We start from the raw sequence: 19,038 nt of genomic DNA, 5'->3' as shown, positions 1-19,038 counted from the left end.
GCGCGTAATTTTATGTATTTGTTGACCTTAAATTTACAAAATTAATTATTATTAAATGTGAAACCGGTTATGAAAAAAACGATAAAAATAGACAGGTACAATCAAAAAATACTGGCAATTTTGCACCTTACTGCAGACCTAACAAATGTCGAATTAGCTGAGCAAGTTAACTTATCGCCCAGTGCATGTTTTCAGCGAGTAAAAGCGCTAAAAGAGGCGGGATACTTTAGAACCTTTCATGCGGATATTAATTTAGAGCAAATTTGTGAGCATGTATTTGCCTACATGGAATTTACGCTAGAGGATAACAGCCTAGCAGCACGGCGTAAGTTTTTAGCTGACATACACAATATTCCCGAAATAATGGATTGCATGCAGCTAAGTGGTGATATTGATTATATTTCTTTTTGTTGCTTTGCCGATATTCAAGCACTTAATGCAATGTGCGACAGGCTAACCGGCAGTTCACAATATGCAATTAAAAAGCTGACTACACGCATAGTGCTTGAGCGCGCTAAGTTCTTTTTAGGCTACCCGCTGGAAAAACTTAAATGGCGAGACGAAATGAAAGTAGACGATGAAGAGTAGCCCCCTAATTTAGATTAATAAAAAGGCGCTTTATGCGCCTTTTTATTGTTTAAAGTTATTGCTGAATAACAGGTTTGGGCGCGATGGCTTTTGCAAACAGGGTATAAATAACGGCCGTTAATAAAATGGCGTCAATTACGGTAATACCACTCATTGATACGTTAAATAAAGCGCCATTACACACCGCATATGCCGCGCCTGCAAACCATGCGCTAAACGCGGGAAGTGAAAAGTTAGCGTTATTTGCCAAAGCAGCTGCGCTATAAGCTTGGGGTTTAATAAACAGTGCATCAACAATAATTACGCCCGCTACCGGTATAAAAATATCAGACAAAAACGCTAAAAAGCTTATAAACATATCTAAAATATTAATAAAAGCAGCGCCAATTCCCACCAAACCTAATAACACAATAACCCACTTTTTATGCCAATGCGGGAAGGTAGCCTCCACGCTAAGTGCGGTACTGTACAGGTTTAACGAATTTAAAATCCAGCTGCCTGCTATCACAATAAAAAAAGCTGAAAACCCTAAATTAAGCGCAAGCATTAAGCTTAATATTTCAGTTTCTTGCATGGCAGCTGCGGCAAATACAGCCACAAAAATAACCAAAAGCTCAATAACCATATACGCAATAAACGAGGTGTACACGCCGCCACGTTTTTGCTTAGAAAAACGGGTTATATCGGGCAATATTATTGCGCCAATAATAACGCCGCCAACAATGGCAGCTACACCATCTTCAAGAGAAAGCGTTGCTGATTTTTCTAAATTAATAAAATCAACCAGTGGCATACTATCGAGTGCGCCAAATAGCATCATGGCGGTGACTGCAGCCAAAATAGGGATCATGATAGAGGCCAGTACGTTAATCGCTTTAAACCCATACAATGTGGTTATGAGCATGGCGCAACCTGCGACTATATCGATCGGCCATTCGGGCACAATAATATTAAACTCAGCGCTAAGTAAGCGCACCACCGCATTAGAAAACAAATCAATATTTACGCCAAACCAGCCAATTAATGATAAAGCAAAGGCAATATTGACGATGCCCGCGCCAGCATTACCAAACGCTATTTTTACCAATAGATAAGAGCTTAAGCGGCTTTTCACACCTATGGTGCCCATGGCGCCACCAATAATGGTTAAAATAAGTGAGCCAATAACTAATGCCCAAAGCGTGTTGCTCACACTTGAGCTTTGATGTATTTCCAGGCCGGTGATAAAGGTGGGTAGCGAAAAGCTGAGCATTGCGGCTATGGCTGCAATACGTGGCCAAGCAACAAGTTCGCTGGTATTAATACTGTGAGGGTCGTTCCCGTTTGGCATTGCCTGTTTCTCTTTTTATTATCTTTTATATTACTATACGCCGCTGGCGTGCAAAATTTTTTACTATTAGGTGTTTATTCAAAATATGAGGTTTTAAAAGCAGGGCATGTACAAAATTATATTTTGTGGTGATTATTATGTATTTGAAAAGCGCTACAAACTAGGCAAAAAAAACCGCCAACATGGCGGTTAAAAGGTCTACACAACAAAATATAACTACTTTTTCGTTATTTTAATAACGCCAACACATCAAAGCAGGCACCCATAGTATGGTAATCAGTTTTACCAATAGGGCTTTTTTCGGTATCTATTTTTTTGTTATCTACGCTTAAAATTCTAAACCACGCACCATATTGATGATCAACCAAGTGCTGCCATGAATACTGCCAAATTTTGTCATACCATTGCTGGTATTTTTCATCACCTGTGGTTTCATAAAGGTAGGCTGCACAACACAGTGTTTCGGCTTGTACCCAAAAGTACTTGTCGTCATCGCATATGCTTTTATCTGGCGCAAACCCATAACAAATACCGCCGTGTTGTTTATCCCACGCAACATCTATTGACTCATCAAATAAAGCTTTGGCGCGTTCTACAAGCCAGGTTTGTGGCTTATGCTTATTTAAAAACATTAATAGTTTTGACCACTCAGTTTGGTGACCTGGTTGAAAACCCCACGGGCGAAATAAATTTTTAGGGTCGTTTTTGTTGTACTCTAAATCAACCTGCCAATTTATATCGTAGTGCTCCCAAATAAGCCCGCCCATTAAGTTAGCCTGACGGTTAACCATGTTGTCGGCAAGTGTGAGCGCACGATTTAAAAATAGCTCATCTTGAGTGGCTTCATAAGCGGCAATAAGTGCTTCGCAGGTATGCATGTTGGCATTTTGGCCGCGATATGCATCGCACTGAGTAAAGTCACTGTTGTGCTGATCTTTATATAAACCGGCTGTTGCATCCCAAAAATGTGTTTCCATTGTTTGAAATGTATCGTTTAGGTATTCGCGCGCCTGCGTAACACCTACGCGGTACGCCCAGCTGTAGGCTAAAATCACGAACGCAAAGCCATAACAGTGGTTGGTATCATCAAGTACAGTGGCGTTACCTTGATCAACACTCAATAGCCAATTGTAGCCGCCTGTTTGCTCAACAAAGTGGTGCTTACGAATAAACTCAATACCCGATTTAACACGGTTTAGGTACTTTTCGTCATTAGAGGTTTGGTACGCACGTGCATAGTTAAATACAAAGCGGGTAGAGCTTACTAAGTGGCGGGTTTGCTTATCAAACACCTCACCATTATCCGAAAAGTTTTGGTAAAAACCGCCGTGCTCATCGTCAATGTTTGGCTCATAAAACGCCAGTGTATCGGCAATATGTTGTGTTAAAAATTCGCGGCTTTTAAAGTTATCAGGTGTGTGGCTCATAGTGCGCTCCTAAAATCGTTAAGCGATTTTTCGTTAGGTAAGGAGGTAAACGCTCCTTTATAAGATGCGGCATGGGCACCACATAACGAAGCAAATTCAAAAATAGTTGTGAGTGTTTCGGGGTTATTGCAAAGCTTACTAAAAGAGCTAGGTGTCAGGTTTTGTAAGCCTAGTTGATACAGTAACCCACCTACAAATGCATCACCTGCGGCGGTGGCATCAACCATAGTTACTTTTTGTGGGATAAGCGTTTGCTTGGTATTTTTGGTATACCAGTGCATTGGGTTGCCTGCATCGGTAACCACAAATAACTCACAGCCATTATTAAGCGTGTGAGCAATAAATTCTTCACCCGTTTGCTCAGCGGCTAAATACTCAAGTTCTTCTTTTGAGGCCTTAATAATAGAGCAGTGTTTTAGTAAGGGTAAAATATGCTCACGTGGATTGGCATTACTTGGCCATAAGTTGAGGCGTAAGTTAATGTCAAAACTGACAATTGAGTTATTTTGCTTGGCAAATTCAACCCCATACGCGGTGGTTTTACGTATGCGCTCGTCGGTTAAGGTGTTTGAGCAAATATGGAATATGTCACATTGCTCAAACCATTCACTGCTAAAGTCATCATTACTAAAGTGTAAGTCGGCGGTGTTATCGCGGTAAAACTCAAACGTGCGGTCGCCGTCGCTATCAAGTGATACAAACGCAAGGGCGGTTTTGGCTTGGCTTGTAAAGCGCATAAAGTCGGTTTTTACACCTTGCTCTTTTAGGGCGTTGTGTAGAAAACTGCCAAAACTGTCGGTGCTTAGCATGCCGGAAAAGTAGGCGTTACCACCTAGCTTTGCAATGGCTACGCTTACGTTTGCAGGTGCGCCACCTGCAAACTTAGTAAATGCTTCGTGCTCGCTATTGTTTTGACTTAATTTATCTGAGAGTAAATCAACGAGTACTTCACCAAAACATATTGTGTGTTTCATGATGCTGCCTTAGGTTATCAATCAAGTAGCCAATGCAGTGCAATTGCTGCTGTCCATGAGAAATCTTTACCACCACAGCCAGCGCCTGTTTCTGGGTTAAAATATTCGTAGTAACCCGACTTAAGCACTAAGTCGCGGGTGTCATCCTGAATTTTTTCAGCTGTTGTTACAAACCCTGCTTCTTTAAGGCCGGTGGCTATCATCCAGTTAATGTGTAACCAAATAGGGCCGCGCCAGTAACGTTGTGGCTCGTATTTATCTTCTTTAGGGTGGGTAGATGCCACACTAAATTGGCTCGACTCGATAAAATCTTCTGTTGCGGTTTTAATAATGTGAGTTTGCTCGTCAGATGTTAAACCAGCATAAACGGTTAGTAATGCCGCTGACGTTTTAACTTTAGCGAGACTGTTGGTTAACACGTTTTTACAGTAAAAATATTCGCTTTGCTCACACCATAACGTGTTAACTGCTGTTTGAGTTAGTTCTAGACGCTGTGCTAAATAATCGGTACGTGCATCGTTTAAATCAAGCTGTTCACCCATTTTGAGTAAATCTTTTGTCGCACGGTGCAAAATAGCAATAATACCTAGGTCGTTCATTTTGTACGGACAGGTTTCGTAAATTACTTTGCTATCAAAATTGTTACGTTTAAAAAAATCTACTAGGTATAAGAAACGGTCGTACTCGCTTTTATGCGGGCGCTGCGACGAATCGACATGGCTGGTGTCGCGGCGGGTATACTCCCAATCAACACCAGGTACAGCTTCAAGCGCATCATCCCAAGATGGGCTGTTATCCATACCCGATTCCCAAGGATGGTAAGTGACCACTAAGCCTGTGTTTTCAGGATCGCGGTCGTTGTACCACCATAAATGGTAATCAACAACCTTTGAAAATAACGCCTTAACTTTTTGCTCTGCAAGGGTTTTATCTTGTGCACTGGCAAGCATTTCTTTCATTACTGTGGCCACAACGGGTGGCTGCGAAATAGACGTACTTTTAATTTTTTTATCTGAGCCCCACACATCTGGACCAGGGAAATAGGTAGTTGAATCTTTATGAAATAAGATATGCGGCACCATGCCATCATCCCACTGGCCTGAAAATAACACATCAATTTCTTGCCACGCACGGCGCTCGTCAGACTTCATCCAACCTAGTGCTGTTATTGCTGAATCCCAGTTCCATTGAAACGGGTAAAGGCCATGCGTTGGTACTGTATAGCCACCTAAATCGTTTGCTATTAGTGTTTTAGTAGCAAGGTCTGTAAGCGATGCCGCTGTGGCTGCATCAAGTTTACCGTTGATCGTAGTAGTCATATTGGGTGCTCTTTGTGTGTTATTTTCGATTTGAATAATGTTAAAGCACTCATTGTGGGTTGTAAATGTTTTTTTTCTGTGCTTAAATCCTGTTCGAAGTAACAAAAAACTAACATGTATACTTGATTATTTCGCACTTACTTAGCCACACTCTAAGTAATTACACACAGACAACTAGCACAATTGGAGAATACCCGTGAATAAAACTACGATCGCCTCTATTGTATCTTTATGCCTCACACAAGGCGCGTTTGCCGCAGAAGAGTCTGCGCCAAATACAGCAAAAAAAGCCAACAACGTTGAGCGTATTATCGTCTCTGGTACCAGTAAAGGACGTGTAATTTCAGATACTCCACAATCTGTAACCTCTATTAGCGAAGATGAATTAATAAAGCTTTCCTCAAGCAGCCAAGCAGATGTACTACGTTATATCCCAGGTATTAAAGTAGAAGGGGGCGGTGGTGAGGTTGCAACAAACCTACAAGTAAGAGGCTTACCTTCATCGGGTCAGTTTCAGTTTACGCCACTGTCGTACGACGGTTCACCTAGTTTGAGTGTTTTTGGCTTAAACTCGTCGGCTTTTGATGTTTACTACCGAAACGACTTAGGTATTGAGCGCGTAGAGTTTGTGCGTGGTGGTGTATCTAACTTATTTGGCCAAGGTTCTGTAGCGGGTATTATTAACTACATTTCTAAAACAGGCAGTGATGATCCGCAAAGTACCGTGCAAATGGAGCTATCTGATCAAGGGCGTACTCGTTTAGACTTTGCTACAAGCGGACCGCTTAACGAAGAGGGCCTTTACTATGCGCTGTCGGGGTTTTACCGTTACGACGAGGGCCCGTTAGATACAGGGCTTGAGACTAAAGGTACTCAGCTTCGCGGTAATATTCGTAAAGAATTTGATGACGGCTCTGGCTCATTTACGGTTTATGGCCAATACATTGACGATCAAGCGCAGTTTTACCTGCCTATTCCGCTTGATGGCGACAGCCGCGAGCGTTTAATTGGTAACGATGGCAGCGAGGTGGAGTCATTACAAACTGCTAATGTGTCTAACCTTACTTATGACACTGCTAATGGTCGTTATGAATCGCCAATCAGTGATGGTGTGGTAACTAAAGGTGGCTCAATCTCGGTCGTGTTTGAAAAAGAGCTCGCTAACGATTTTGCTATTAACATGCGCAGCAAATACGCAAAGTATCAGCACGAATTTAACCTTTTTTTAGATGGCGACGGTATTATTAATGTTCCTGAGAGCCAAGAAGACTTTTTAGCTAACCGAGGTTTAGGCGATGTAAGCGATGCAGCGTTTACTTACACCGCATCTGGGCAGGCACTGGCAAGTGACGACTTGCTATTTGCTAACCGTATTTTAGACCGCGATCGTCCAGCAGAAGATTTTTCTGCCGAATTTAATGTTATTAAAAGTATGTTTGTTGGCGATTTTAGCCATGATATTACGTTAGGTTCGTTTTTCTCACACAGTGAAGCCGATGACGATAACATTATTACGACCTACTTGGGGGAATTTAACAATAACCCAGAACTGGTTGATTTAACGTACACCAATGCTGAGGGTGATGTTGTTCAGTACACACAAAATGGTATAAGTGGTCCAGGTATTTCTTACACTAACCAAACAATTAGCGCTACCCGTCGTGCGCTTTATATTGCGGACCAAATGGAAAGCGATGACTGGATTATCGATTTTGGTGTACGATATGAAGAAATTGACGGCAAAATTAGCCGTGAAGGCAGCCAAGTTGTACAAATATCTGATGATCCATCACTTGCGCCTAATTTACAGGTAAACACCACAGGCAGTGGTGTGATGACCTACGGTGAAGTAGATACCTCTGAATTTGCCGTATCGGGTGCGGCGTTATACCGCTTGACCGCTAACTTAAACGTATACGCGAATGCATCTCGCGGGTTTTTCTTCCCAGAAATTAGAGGGATTCAGTTTAACGATTTAGGTGAGCCTGCCAGCTACGAAGCCGAAATTGTTGAACAAGGCGAACTGGGTATTAAGTTTTTTGATAACGACTTTAGCGGGAGCATCGCGTTATTTAGAACCGACTTAAAAGACAGGCGCAGCGTAGACTTTGTAAACGATGGTAACGGGGGCGTATTAGAGCTGCCAGTTATGCAATCGACCAAAGCAATGGGCGTGGAGCTTACCGGTCGTTACGATATTACCGATGAGTGGGCGGTTGATGCCAACATGACTTACACCGACCACGAATTTACTGAGTTTGACTCAGACCCTTCTATTATTGGTAACGAGTTACGTCGTAAACCAAAAATATTATTTAACTCATCCATTAGTTATACCGCAGACAACTGGGATGCTGCTTTGTATCATAACTTTACCGGTAAAAACTATGCTAACGATGCAAACTCGGTAGAGCTTGATTCATTTCATTTATTTAGATTTGATGCAGGTTATAACTGGCAAATTGCACCAGAGCAAACAGTACGCCTAAGCGTAGGGATATTTAATTTGTTTGACTCTGATGGTGTAACCGAAGGCTCGCCGCGTTTAGGCAACAGCCAAACGTCAGACAATCCTTACTTTGTAGGTCGCCCAATTCTCCCACGACGCGTTACATTTAGAGTCAAATACGACTTTTAAATAAATGCTTTACGCCTATTAACCTGTTATGGGGTTAATAGGCTTTTTGCGTTGTGATGCATTTTTCAGCTAAGTTAGCGATAGGTTTGTTTTTAGGGACTATTTTAGAAGTAAGCATATAGCTGTTTAGTTTTTTATTTTTGAGAAGGCGCTGTGTTTTCTTCATGTGAATACGCGAAATAATTATGAATATATTAGATTTTTCAATAGTTGCTCTTTATCTCGGTGCCTTATTGGTAATGGGGTTTATGCTACGCGAACAAACCAATAAAAGTGATTACTTTTTAGGAGGTAAAAGCTTAGGGTGGAAACCTTTAGCTTTGTCGGTAATGGCCACACAGCTTTCGGCTATTAGCTTTATTTCGGCTCCTGCATTTGTTGGTTTGCGTGAAGGTGGTGGTATGCAATGGCTCTCGTATGAGTTAGGTGTGCCGCTGGCGATGATTTTAATTTTAGCGACTATTTTACCTAAGCTTTATAAAAGCGGCATTGTCAGTATTTATGATTACTTAGAAATGCGCTTTGGTCGTTCTACCCGTGTGCTTATTAGTGTGGTTTTTCAGTTTAGCCGTGCATTTGCCACCGGTATTATGATTTATGCGGTATCGCTTATTCTTCAAGGCACCATGGGCATAGAAGCATGGCAAGCCATTGTGCTTACCGGCGTGATCACGGTGTTATATTCACTGCAAGGCGGCATGAAAGCGGTGGTATATGGTGATGCAATTCAAATGATCATCATTGTATTGGGTACCATTGCCTGTATTGGCTTCGGACTTTATCACTTAGGTGGGGTTGATACCTTTATTGCTAATGTGGATTCGAGTCGATTAGAAGCCATAAAATTTGATTCGTTTGGTTTTAGTGGTGATGGTTTTGGTTTTTTACCTATGATTTTTGGTGGTGTGGTGCTTTACGCCTCCTACTATGGGTGTGACCAAACACAAGCGCAACGTGCACTTAGTGCGAAAGATCCTAAAAACTTACGCTACATGATTTTAGCCAACGGCGTAGTACGGTTTCCTATTACTATTTTATATTGTGTATCGGGTTTAATTGTAGGCACACTGGCTATGAGCAACCCTGAATTTTTAGCAAAAATTCCAGCCGATAACCCAGATTGGATGATGCCAATCTTTATTTTAGATTACTTACCACATGGCCTAATTGGTTTATTAGTAGTGGCTATTTTATCGGCGGCTATGTCATCACTTAGCTCTGCTATTAACTCGCTTTCGGCGGTCAGTATTGAAGATTACAGCCGTATTTCAAATAAAGAGCTAGACCAACCAACCTATTTAAAACTAGCTAAATACTTAGGACTTATTTGGGGGGCAATTACGTTAATTTTATCGCTTTATGCCGGTGATATAGCGCCTACTATTATTGAAGCCATTAACAAAGTAGGCTCATTATTTTATGGCCCAATACTGGCGGTATTTTTAATTGCCGTAGTTAGTAAGCGCAGTGCTGCGCTGCATGCAAATATAGGCCTAATTAGTGGTGTGTTAATTAACTTGTTGGTGTCGGTTTTTGCGCCAGACATATTTTGGTTTTGGTGGAACTTTATTGGTTTTGTAAGCACTGCAATTATTATTTATATAACCAGCCGCGTTATTCCTCGTGAAGTAAACGAGGTTGCTAAAGCGCAAAACGCTGAGACAACCTCAAACTCAATTTTAACCGGTAAAGATATCGTTATGCTGCTTAGCATGTTTGTTGTGATGGTATTAATTTGCCTTGCTATTCCATCAATTTTTTCGTGAGCGTTTACCCATGGATTCTAAAAAGTCATTTTTAATCGATTTATTTACCACGGCGGTAAATGCCTGTAAACCCAGTGCGTGTATGGGCAAGTACTTGGAAAATATAGATGCCAGTAATGGTTTATGTGTGGTAGGTGCTGGTAAGGCCGCCGCAGAAATGGCCGCAGAGGTTAACCGTTTTTATGGAGATAAATGCTTTGGTGCGGTAGTGACGCGTTATGGCTACGAAAGTGCCGGCGATACTGGGCGCATAAAAGTACTGAGCGCTAATCACCCAACGCCAGATGATAACAGCTTAGCAGCAGGTAAAGAGTTATTGGCGCTTGTAAAAAATAACCCGGCCGATATTCCTATTTTGTTTATTATATCAGGTGGTGGCTCGTCGCTTATGTGCTTACCGGTAGATGATGTTCCATTTGCGCAAAAGCAGGCACTTAATCAGTTTTTACTTAAAAGTGGTGCAAGTGTTGATGAAATTAATGTTGTGCGCAAACAACTCTCGCTTGTTAAAGGCGGTAAGTTAGCGCAAGCGGCTAAATCGGATTATGTCACGCTGATTATTTCTGATGTAGTGGGCGATAAGCCAAGCGATATTGCCTCAGGCCCCACTATTAGCGATGGCAGCACTAAAGCTGATGCACTGGCTATTTTACAAAAGTACAATTGGCCAGTCATAAGCGAGATTGAAGCTTATTTACTAAAGCCTGAGCAAGCGGGTGCAGCCGATACAGTGGGAGAGCACTTTATTGTAGCTAATGCGCAGCACGCCATTGATAGCGCAATAAATGTAGCACAGCATCATGGCTGGGATACGCAAGTACTTGGATACGATATTCAAGGTGAGGCAAAAGAGGTTGCCCGCGCACATGCTAAAATTGCTCTTGAGCAAAAAGTACAAGGCAAGCGGGTTATGTTGTTCTCAGGTGGCGAGCTTACAGTAACTGTTGCCGATGTATACGGTGATGGCGGCCCTAATCAAGAGTATTTAATGGCACTGGCTGAAGCACTAAACGGCGAAGCGGGTATTTACGCAATAGCGTGTGATACTGACGGAGTTGATGGCAGTAAAGATGTTGCTGGCGCGTATATAGATAGCAGTACGATTGCTCGCGCACAAGCCGCTGGTGAGAACTTACAAGCGCAGTTACAAGGTCATAATAGTCATCAGTTTTTTAAAGCTATAGATGATTTAATTATTACTGGGCCCACTAACACAAATGTGAATGATTTTAGAGTGATAGTGGTTGAGTAGGCGCTGCGCCGTACTTGTTCTTTATAGTGGTTTAACGTAATCTTGTGCTCCAATTTTATTAGGGTTAATAGCTATGTTTTCGCTAAATAACAGTAACTTATTACGCTCAGGTTTTGAGCTTGGCAAAGGCGATAAGCTTTTTCAAGACATTGAGCGCGATATTATTAAGGTGGTGTTTTGGGAGCAATGTGTAACACAAAGCCATATTGTGAGCGCCACCCGAATTCCGCAGCAAACTGTCTCGCGTTTACTTAAGTCGTTAACCCAGCACGGCGTAATAGTGCAAACCGATACGCTAATTCCTAATAAAAAAGGTAAACCGGGGTTTGGCATTGCGCTAAACCCCGATTACGGATTTACCTTTGGTTTAGCTATTTTGCTTGATGCCATTTCACTTGCAGTTATGGATTTTACTGGCAAAGTAGTTTACACCCACATGCAGCTAATGTCGGATATGAGCATTAATAACGTGCTTAAATGCGCGCAAAAGCTGGTGGATGATATAAGCGCAGAGCGCGATATTCCAAGCGATAAAATATTGGGTATGGGCGTGGGTATTTCAGGCTTTTTTAGTTCTATGGACGGAAAAATGAATACCCACCATATGCTAGAAGAGTGGTCACAGGTTGATATTATCGATATTGTATCGCAGCACTTTCAGTTACCTACTTGGGTGGTTAACGACGCCACAGGCGCCGCCGCGGGCGAGGGCGTTGCAGGTATTGGCCGTGAGTATAAAAACTTTGTATATATGTTTGTATCGGCCGCATTTGGTGGCGGTATAGTTAATAACGGCGACGTATTGCATGGTACATACGGTAACGCTGGTGAGCTTGGCGACATGTTACCGCCTAAGCTGTATGCCCATCCAAATTTAGAGTTATTAAAACGTATTTTGAAAAAAAATGGCGTTGCTGTTAATTCAATTTACGACTTGCACGATAACTTTGACCCAGAATGGCCAGGCGTTGAAGAATGGCTATTTAAAGTTCAAGACTCGTTTGATTTAGTCGCAACCTGTTGCTCAGCGTTATTAGATGCAGAAGCGATTATTATTGGTGGCCATATACCTAAAGAGCTAGCTGAAAAAGTAATAGCGCGTACTGAAGTTTATGCGCAATTTAGACGAGGTGCTAAACGCCCAATGCCTAAGCTGGTGGTGTCTAATATTGATAATTTTCCGGTGTCGATAGGCGCAGCCACATTGCCATTTAGAGAGTTGTGTTTGTAGCTTAAGAGAAACCTAAAAACAAAAAAGCCGATATTGCATAAGCAATATCGGCTTTTTTGTTTGGGTTACTTACTCTTCAACGAACGGTTCACCTTCTGTCATCCACTTAGCGGCTGGCTTGCCTTTTAAGTAATGATCAAAGTACTGCATCATACGTATTGAAAAATCGACCTGATTAGGAAACTTTTTCAAATGATGTGGTTCGCCTTCATATTGTAAAAAGGTCGCGTCTTTACCCGCTCTGCGCAGTGCTAAATAGTATTGCACGCCTTCGTGCCAAGGCACTGCATCGTCTTTATCGCCAAACATAATTAAAATAGGGGTATTTACTTTATCTGCAAAAAACACTGGTGAGTTTTCTATATACAGCTCGGGTGCTTCAAATAAGTTTTTACCTATACGGCTTTGTCCTGTTTCGTATTGAAATTGACGTGCAAGGCCCGACTTTAAACGTATGCCACTGTACGCACTGGTCATGTTTGATACCGGTGCGCCGGATACAACCGCTTTAAACATATCTGTTTGGGTGATCATAAATGCACTTTGATATCCTGCCCATGAGTGCCCTTGTAGGCCTATTTTATCTGGGTCGGCTATGCCTAAATCTATAAGCTTTTGTGTGGCGTTTATCATGGTTTGCGTTGACGATTTACCTGGGTGGCCTATTTCAAAGCGAATATCAGGCAAAAATACTGCGTAACCATTTGAGGTGAACATAGGGAAGTTAGGACGATGATTTAGCTCCATTTTAGGAAAATCATACATGCGCTGGCTCATATAGCGGTAAAAGTACACAACAACCGGTACTTTATCGCCTTTTTTGTAGCCTGCAGGTTTAATTAACACCCCTTGTAAGTCTTCGCCGTCAAAGCCTTTATAACTAATTAGCTCTGGCTTTTCGCCCCAGGAAAAATCAGCAATTTGTGGGTTTAAATGAGTCACCTTTTTAGGCGCTGAAAAGCTAAAATCAGTTTGGTAGTAATCAGGGAATTGTTGGTAAGTTTGCTCGGTAAATAGGTATTTATCGGCATTTTTTGCTTTTTTAACTACATCAAAGCGCTTATTACCGTTAAGTACTTTAGTGACTGTGTTTGAGCCTAAGTCGAGCTTAGCAACTTCACGCTGTTTTGATTGTAAGTTCACAGCTGATAGTAGCAACGTGTCGTCTTTATTATAGCCAACTAGGTTTTTATCTAGCTGAATTACGCGATATTGGGTGTCTGTATCTTTACCGTTTGTAAGTTGGGTTGCTTGCTGGGTATTTACATCAAACGCCCAAATATCGTATTTGCTATACACTAATACTTGGCTGCTGTTATTTAACCAACCGGCAAACCCATAACCAGGCTGCGCTGACGGGTAGTCGTGCTTGTCATCTGCAAAGGTGGCATTAATGGCTTTGCTAAGCGCGGTTACTTTATTATTTTTTAAATCTTTAAGCTGAACTTGGCTATTAGCAAAATAAGCAGCGTACTGACCATTTGGCGCAAGGCTTGGTGTAAACGGTGAGTTTTTAACAATGACTGTTTGCTCACCAGTATTTACATTGATGCTGTAGTAGTCGGCAAAAAAGCCGCCGTACATTATTTTTTCAAGATGCGCTTGGTTTGAATAGCCTAATACACTTTGACTACGGTTAGTGTTAAGCGTTAAATCGCTCACTTTTTCATTACTAAGCTGTACTGTTTTTTGACTATCTAAATGTAAAACTGCGCTGTAATGACGGTTTTTATTTACCTTGTTCCATTGTTGTTCTTCGCGTGGTTTTATTTGAGCGTCGTTATTGTGCCAAACTTTCAACCCTTTATGCTCACGAATCGTGTCAAAGTTATACAGTGACGCTGTATCAGTGTATTCTTTTGCTTTTACTTTTGCAGCAAGTTTTGGGTGGTTTTCAAAGTATAAACGCTCGCCATCTTCGGAGAATGTAATTTTTGCTGTTTTGCCTATTACCCAGTCTTTATTAGGGGGGTCGATAGTGCTAAGGGTATTATTTTGCCAAAGTTTTAGTTCATATTGCCTACGGCGTGTATCGTCATTTACATAATTACCTAAGCTAAATGCTGCAATATCTTTACTTGGATGCCACACAATTGTTTGCGCAACAACACCAGGCTCATCGATTAGTACACTTTGTGCAAAGTTGTTGTTTAGTTCAAGTAGGACAATTTGATTATTATTGCCATCGCTGTAACTTTGGCTTGCGAGTAACAGGCTGGCTTTAGGGCTTATGGCGTAACTAAATACATTATTTATGCTATGTGTTGTATTGTTTTTTAAATCGACAATAACCAGCTCAAAGCTTTTATCTTTTTTGTCTGGGGTGATCTCGCTTTTTTCTTCTGTTTTATTGTCGGTGGTTTCGTCTTTTTCAGCTTTTTGATCAACTCGGTAAGCAAGCCACTGGCCATTATCAGCTAATACATAATCTTTTACGTCGGCAAATTGTTGTTTTTCGCCGGTTTGAGTGTTGATTAATATAAGGTTGTTTTTTAGCTCAGACTTCTTTTTAGTGGTCTCTTGCTTTAAAAGCGTTGGCACTTGTGTGAAGGCCACCCAGTTAGCGGCTTTGTTAATAACGGGCTTGGTGCCGCGCTCTACAGTGCTAATGAGGGTGTTAGTTGTTAAGTCATAAACTTGCCCGTTTGCATTGCCACGGTAAGGCTTAGCGCTAAAGCTGAGGATTTTACCATCATCTGAAAGTTGTGTGTTTTTTGCGTACTTAAAATCGAATACGTCTTTAAATTCTAACGGCTTTTGAGCCCAAGCAGCTGGGCTTGCCAAACTTGCAAGCAGAGCTGAGCTTAAAAAGGTGAGCGTTGTTTTCATTATTGATTCTCGTTTTTCACAGTACTTTTAATGTAATAAGTATTGTAGCGAGTTTGCTTTATATTTCGAGCGGATCAGATAAGCGGTATAAGAAAAGGGACGAAAGGGTAAGCGTTAGCGCGAATAACTAGCGCTAACGGTAAAATAATAAAGTAAGGTTATAACCAAATTTTTTGTAGCTCTGGCCATTGTTTTTCAAATTGCGAACTTGGCTTTACTTTAAAGTCGCTGCGTACAAACTGGTTCATTTTACCTTCAACATAGGCTAGTAAAAAGTTAGCCAGGGTAAGTTCGTCACTTTGGAAGGTTTTTCCTTCACGAAGCTTTCGCTCGCGCAGTACTTGTTTAAATTGCGTTTCTAGTTTTTCAAATAAACCTTGTACACGTTCGCGTAAACGCTCTTGCTCGCCTTGTAGGGCGTCGCCGGTAAGTATACGTGTAATTCCTGGGTTTTTTTCTGCAAAGGTGAGTAGTAATAATAAAATATTATAAACGCGTGTTTGGCTTTCTTTTTCGTTTTCTAAAATAAGGTTGATGCGCGATAAAAGTGTGTCTTCGATAAATTCTATTAGGCCTTCAAACATACGTGCTTTACTTGGGAAGTGGCGGTAAAGCGCCGCTTCAGACACGCCCACTTCAGCAGCAAGCTTTGCAGTTGTAATCCGTTGTCCTGGGCTGGTTTCTAACATTTGCGCGAGGGCTTGCAGTATCTGCTCTTTGCGATTACTTCTTTTTGTCGCAGGCATGAACCTTCCTTTTTTATTTGTTATTTTTAGCTGGGGCTAGTCATTTTCTGTTCAAATGAGTGGCTTATGTTAATGTTTTATTCAGTTTGTTTCCAGCATTTTTATAGATGTTTAGCGAGCTGTTCGATCACTTGATGCGCAATTTCTGTTTTACTTGTTGCTGGTAATTCTACGCTTTGATTATGCCAATAAAGTGTTAAAGCATTATGATCGGAGTTAAAGCCTAAGCCACTTTTTGATACATCATTTGCACAAATCATATCTAAGTTCTTATTTTTAAGTTTACCCTTTGCGTAGCTCTCTACATTTTGTGTTTCTGCTGCAAAACCTACTGTATAAGGGCGGCCTTGCTCTAAGCTTGCAACGGCGGCTATTACATCGGGGTTTTTAACAAGTGTAAGGGTAAGCTCATCGCCTTGTTTTTTCATTTTTTGAGTAGCGACATTCGCTGCTCTGTAATCAGCTACGGCGGCGCAACCAATAAAAGCGTCAGAATGTACGGCATAGGCTAATGACTCATTTAAAAGCTGTTCAGCACTTTCTATGTTTATTAAATTAGCACCAGCAGGGGCTTTAATAGTCACTGGGCCTGAAATTAAATTAACTTTAGCACCAAGCTCTAACGCAGCTTGTGCAAGGGCATAGCCCATTTTTCCTGAGCTGTGATTAGAGATAAAGCGTACAGGGTCAAGTGGCTCACGTGTTGGCCCAGCGGTAATGGTAATTGTTTTACCCGCTAATAATTGCGGCTGCTCTGTGGCCGTGCACAAAGCTACAAGCTCATGCGGCTCTAGCATGCGCCCAGCACCTACATCGCCACACGCTTGCTCGCCTTTGCCAGGGCCCCAAATTAATACATTACGAGATTTAAGCGTTGCCAAATTAGCTTGTGTAGCAGGGTGAGCATACATTTGCTGGTTCATTGCAGGCGCTATTGCTACTTTTGCGGGGGTTGCCAGTAATAACGTTGTTAGTAAGTCATCGGCAATGCCTGCAGCCATTTTGGCAATAGTATTACTCGTTGCAGGTGCGACTAAAATTAAGTCAGCCCATTTTGCAAATTCTATATGGCCCATTGCAGCTTCAGCTGAGGGGTCAAGTAATGAGTCAGACACTATCTCGCCGCTCACTGCTTGCATGGTTAATGGAGTTATAAAGTGTTTAGCTGATTCGTTCATAACGACTTTTACTTCGCAACCTGCGTCTTTTAAACGCCTAACGAGCTCGGCACATTTATAGGCTGCAATACCGCCAGTGATGCCAAGTACTATTTTTTTGTTTGATAAGTTAGTCATGAGTGTTTTCAGCTTGAGTATGTATGTAGGCTAAAATAACAAATCTTTGTGCTTTGAGCTAAGTTTTTAAGATTAAATAATCAGGCTAATTTTGAAATTTGCATTACAGTTATATGACTGTTTTTTAATCATCAAGGATGAATAATGCAATTAACTTCGTTACCTAATTCACTTCGCCCCCGTGAAAAACTCATTGCTAAAGGACCCAAAGCCTTGAGCGATGCGGAGTTATTAGCGATTTTTTTGCGTACGGGTTTACCTGGCATGAATGTTATTGAGCTTGCGCAGCACCTGCTCAACGAAAATAAAACATTGCATAATTTATTTAACGCCAGCCAAGATGAGTTTTGTGCGCAAAAAGGCTTAGGGATGGCAAAATATGTGCAATTGCAAGCTGTGCTTGAGCTAAGTCAGCGTTACATGCAGGAGCGCTGCCAGCGCGATGCGGTGTTTAATTCGCCAAATGCGGTATATGAATATTTAACACTGCAAATGCGTGGGTTACAGCAAGAGGTGTTCATGGTGCTCTACCTTGATAGTCAAAACCGTTTGGTAAAAGACGAAATATTGTTTTATGGCACGATAAACTCAGCCAGCGTTTACCCCAGAGAAGTGCTTAAAGCGGCCTTAAAAAACAATGCTGCGGCTATTATTTTGGCGCACAACCATCCTAGTGGTATTGCCGAGCCAAGCCAAGCAGACAAACTTATCACTCAAAAATTACAGCAAGCGTTGCAATTGGTAGACATAAATGTGCTTGATCATATTATCGTGGGAGGAGAAACGTGTGTTTCATTTGCACAGCGAGGCTTGATTTAACTTTGCTTGGTGAATAAGTGTGTTAAAAATGAGCTGTTTGAGGTGTTTTGGCAAATTAGTTTAATTTAAATGCAGTTTTTACTTTCCCTAAGGGCATTCGATCTTTATAATTAGCCGCTATCAAATTTACATATGAGCTGGTTGGATAGATCAGTATTTGATCTTTGCCTGTAAAAGCTGTATAAAGAGCGCCCTTCGATTTATCTAGGGCACAAATACATGGCCTTAGGTTAAATTAAGCTCGAGCGAAGTTATTGGAGATATATAGACATGTCTAAAGTATGTCAAGTTACAGGTAAGCGTCCAACGGTTGGTAACCACCGTTCACACGCGAGAAACGCGACTAGACGTCGTTTCCTACCTAACCTACAAACACACCGTTTTTGGGTTGAAAGTGAAAAACGTTTTGTAACACTACGCACTACTACTAAAGGTATGCGTATTATCGATAAAAAAGGCATCGACGCGGTACTTACAGATATCCGTGCTCGCGGCGAAAAAGTTTAAGGAACTGAATCATGCGCGATAAAATCCGTTTAGTTTCAACTGCTGGTACTGGTTTTTTCTACACTACCGACAAAAACAAGCGTAACATGCCTGAAAAAATGGAAATCAAAAAATACGATCCTAAAGCTCGTAAACATGTGATTTTCAAAGAAGCTAAAATCAAGTAATTTAGTTTTCTTTCAGAATTGTAAAAACCCAGCTTAGGCTGGGTTTTTTGTTTTTAAAGTTACATATTCGTAATGTATACGCCAACTTACTCTAAAACCTAGGCATAAAAAAACCTTGCAGGTAAAACCCACAAGGTCATTATTTTAAAG

15 protein-coding genes are annotated in these 19,038 nt (G+C 41.4%); 8 read left to right on the top strand and 7 right to left on the bottom strand.

Translation table 11 applies throughout. The annotated features are described in order from the left end of the window. Positions 1-69: 69 nt before the first annotated feature. Positions 70-588 carry an Lrp/AsnC family transcriptional regulator gene (locus tag AN393_RS05455; protein ID WP_055014245.1) on the top strand — a complete coding sequence of 173 codons (519 nt, stop codon included), beginning with the start codon at positions 70-72 and terminating at the stop codon, positions 586-588. Positions 589-643: 55 nt separating this feature from the next. Here AN393_RS05455 and AN393_RS05450 read toward each other — a convergent pair whose 3' ends face one another. The 4 genes from AN393_RS05450 to AN393_RS05435 all read right to left on the bottom strand — a co-directional run bounded on the left by AN393_RS05450 (position 644) and on the right by AN393_RS05435 (position 5,638). After that, positions 644-1,918, bottom strand: a complete 1,275-nt coding sequence (locus AN393_RS05450) for a cytosine permease (protein ID WP_055014244.1) — start codon at positions 1,916-1,918, stop codon at positions 644-646. A gap of 227 nt (positions 1,919-2,145) precedes the next feature. Next, on the bottom strand, positions 2,146-3,345 hold the full coding sequence (locus AN393_RS05445; RefSeq protein ID WP_055017544.1) for an AGE family epimerase/isomerase: 1,200 nt from the start codon (positions 3,343-3,345) through the stop codon (positions 2,146-2,148). Continuing rightward, complete coding sequence (locus AN393_RS05440) at positions 3,342-4,319, bottom strand: carbohydrate kinase (protein WP_055014242.1); 978 nt, start codon at positions 4,317-4,319, stop codon at positions 3,342-3,344. Before AN393_RS05440 ends, AN393_RS05445 begins: the two co-directional genes overlap by 4 nt. A gap of 17 nt (positions 4,320-4,336) precedes the next feature. Continuing rightward, on the bottom strand, positions 4,337-5,638 hold the full coding sequence (locus AN393_RS05435; RefSeq protein ID WP_055017543.1) for an MGH1-like glycoside hydrolase domain-containing protein: 1,302 nt from the start codon (positions 5,636-5,638) through the stop codon (positions 4,337-4,339). Positions 5,639-5,834: 196 nt separating this feature from the next. Here AN393_RS05435 and AN393_RS05430 point away from each other — a divergent pair, with 196 nt between their 5' ends. From AN393_RS05430 to AN393_RS05415, 4 genes are all read left to right on the top strand, one after another. Further along, positions 5,835-8,276, top strand: a complete 2,442-nt coding sequence (locus tag AN393_RS05430) for a TonB-dependent siderophore receptor (protein ID WP_055017542.1) — start codon at positions 5,835-5,837, stop codon at positions 8,274-8,276. A 185-nt stretch (positions 8,277-8,461) separates the two neighbouring features. Next, on the top strand, positions 8,462-10,042 hold the full coding sequence (locus AN393_RS05425; protein WP_055017541.1) for a sodium:solute symporter: 1,581 nt from the start codon (positions 8,462-8,464) through the stop codon (positions 10,040-10,042). Between the two features lie 10 nt (positions 10,043-10,052). Next, the gene (locus AN393_RS05420) at positions 10,053-11,294 is read left to right on the top strand and encodes a glycerate kinase (RefSeq protein ID WP_055017540.1); all 1,242 of its coding nucleotides are present in this window, start codon (positions 10,053-10,055) and stop codon (positions 11,292-11,294) included. Positions 11,295-11,367: 73 nt separating this feature from the next. Continuing rightward, positions 11,368-12,525: an ROK family transcriptional regulator gene (locus tag AN393_RS05415; protein WP_055014237.1), complete on the top strand. Its 1,158-nt coding sequence runs from the start codon at positions 11,368-11,370 to the stop codon at positions 12,523-12,525. A 69-nt stretch (positions 12,526-12,594) separates the two neighbouring features. On the opposite strand, the gene AN393_RS05410 is transcribed toward AN393_RS05415, so the two are convergent. The 3 genes from AN393_RS05410 to coaBC form a co-directional block, all read right to left on the bottom strand. Then, positions 12,595-15,354, bottom strand: coding sequence for a prolyl oligopeptidase family serine peptidase (locus AN393_RS05410; RefSeq protein WP_055017539.1), 2,760 nt, complete (start codon positions 15,352-15,354; stop codon positions 12,595-12,597). A gap of 158 nt (positions 15,355-15,512) precedes the next feature. Next, on the bottom strand, positions 15,513-16,100 hold the full coding sequence (gene slmA, locus AN393_RS05405) for a nucleoid occlusion factor SlmA (RefSeq protein WP_004587943.1): 588 nt from the start codon (positions 16,098-16,100) through the stop codon (positions 15,513-15,515). A 101-nt stretch (positions 16,101-16,201) separates the two neighbouring features. Beyond that, positions 16,202-17,395 carry a bifunctional phosphopantothenoylcysteine decarboxylase/phosphopantothenate--cysteine ligase CoaBC gene (coaBC, locus tag AN393_RS05400; protein WP_055017538.1) on the bottom strand — a complete coding sequence of 398 codons (1,194 nt, stop codon included), beginning with the start codon at positions 17,393-17,395 and terminating at the stop codon, positions 16,202-16,204. Positions 17,396-17,539: 144 nt separating this feature from the next. Between coaBC and radC the strand changes: the two genes are divergently transcribed. The 3 genes from radC (at position 17,540) to rpmG (ending at position 18,888) form a co-directional block, all read left to right on the top strand. Next, complete coding sequence (radC, locus tag AN393_RS05395) at positions 17,540-18,214, top strand: DNA repair protein RadC (protein ID WP_055017537.1); 675 nt, start codon at positions 17,540-17,542, stop codon at positions 18,212-18,214. 270 nt (positions 18,215-18,484) lie between these two features. Continuing rightward, entirely contained in the window at positions 18,485-18,721 is a 237-nt protein-coding gene (rpmB, locus tag AN393_RS05390) for a 50S ribosomal protein L28 (protein ID WP_004587946.1), read from the top strand. Positions 18,722-18,732: 11 nt separating this feature from the next. Further along, positions 18,733-18,888: a 50S ribosomal protein L33 gene (gene rpmG, locus AN393_RS05385; RefSeq protein WP_022946036.1), complete on the top strand. Its 156-nt coding sequence runs from the start codon at positions 18,733-18,735 to the stop codon at positions 18,886-18,888. The last annotated feature ends 150 nt before the right edge of the window (positions 18,889-19,038 follow it).

This window comes from Pseudoalteromonas sp. P1-25 (assembly GCF_001401805.1).
Classification (GTDB): domain Bacteria; phylum Pseudomonadota; class Gammaproteobacteria; order Enterobacterales; family Alteromonadaceae; genus Pseudoalteromonas.
Note: the sequence above shows the minus strand (reverse complement) of the source record. Positions and strands in the feature narration are given on the sequence as shown.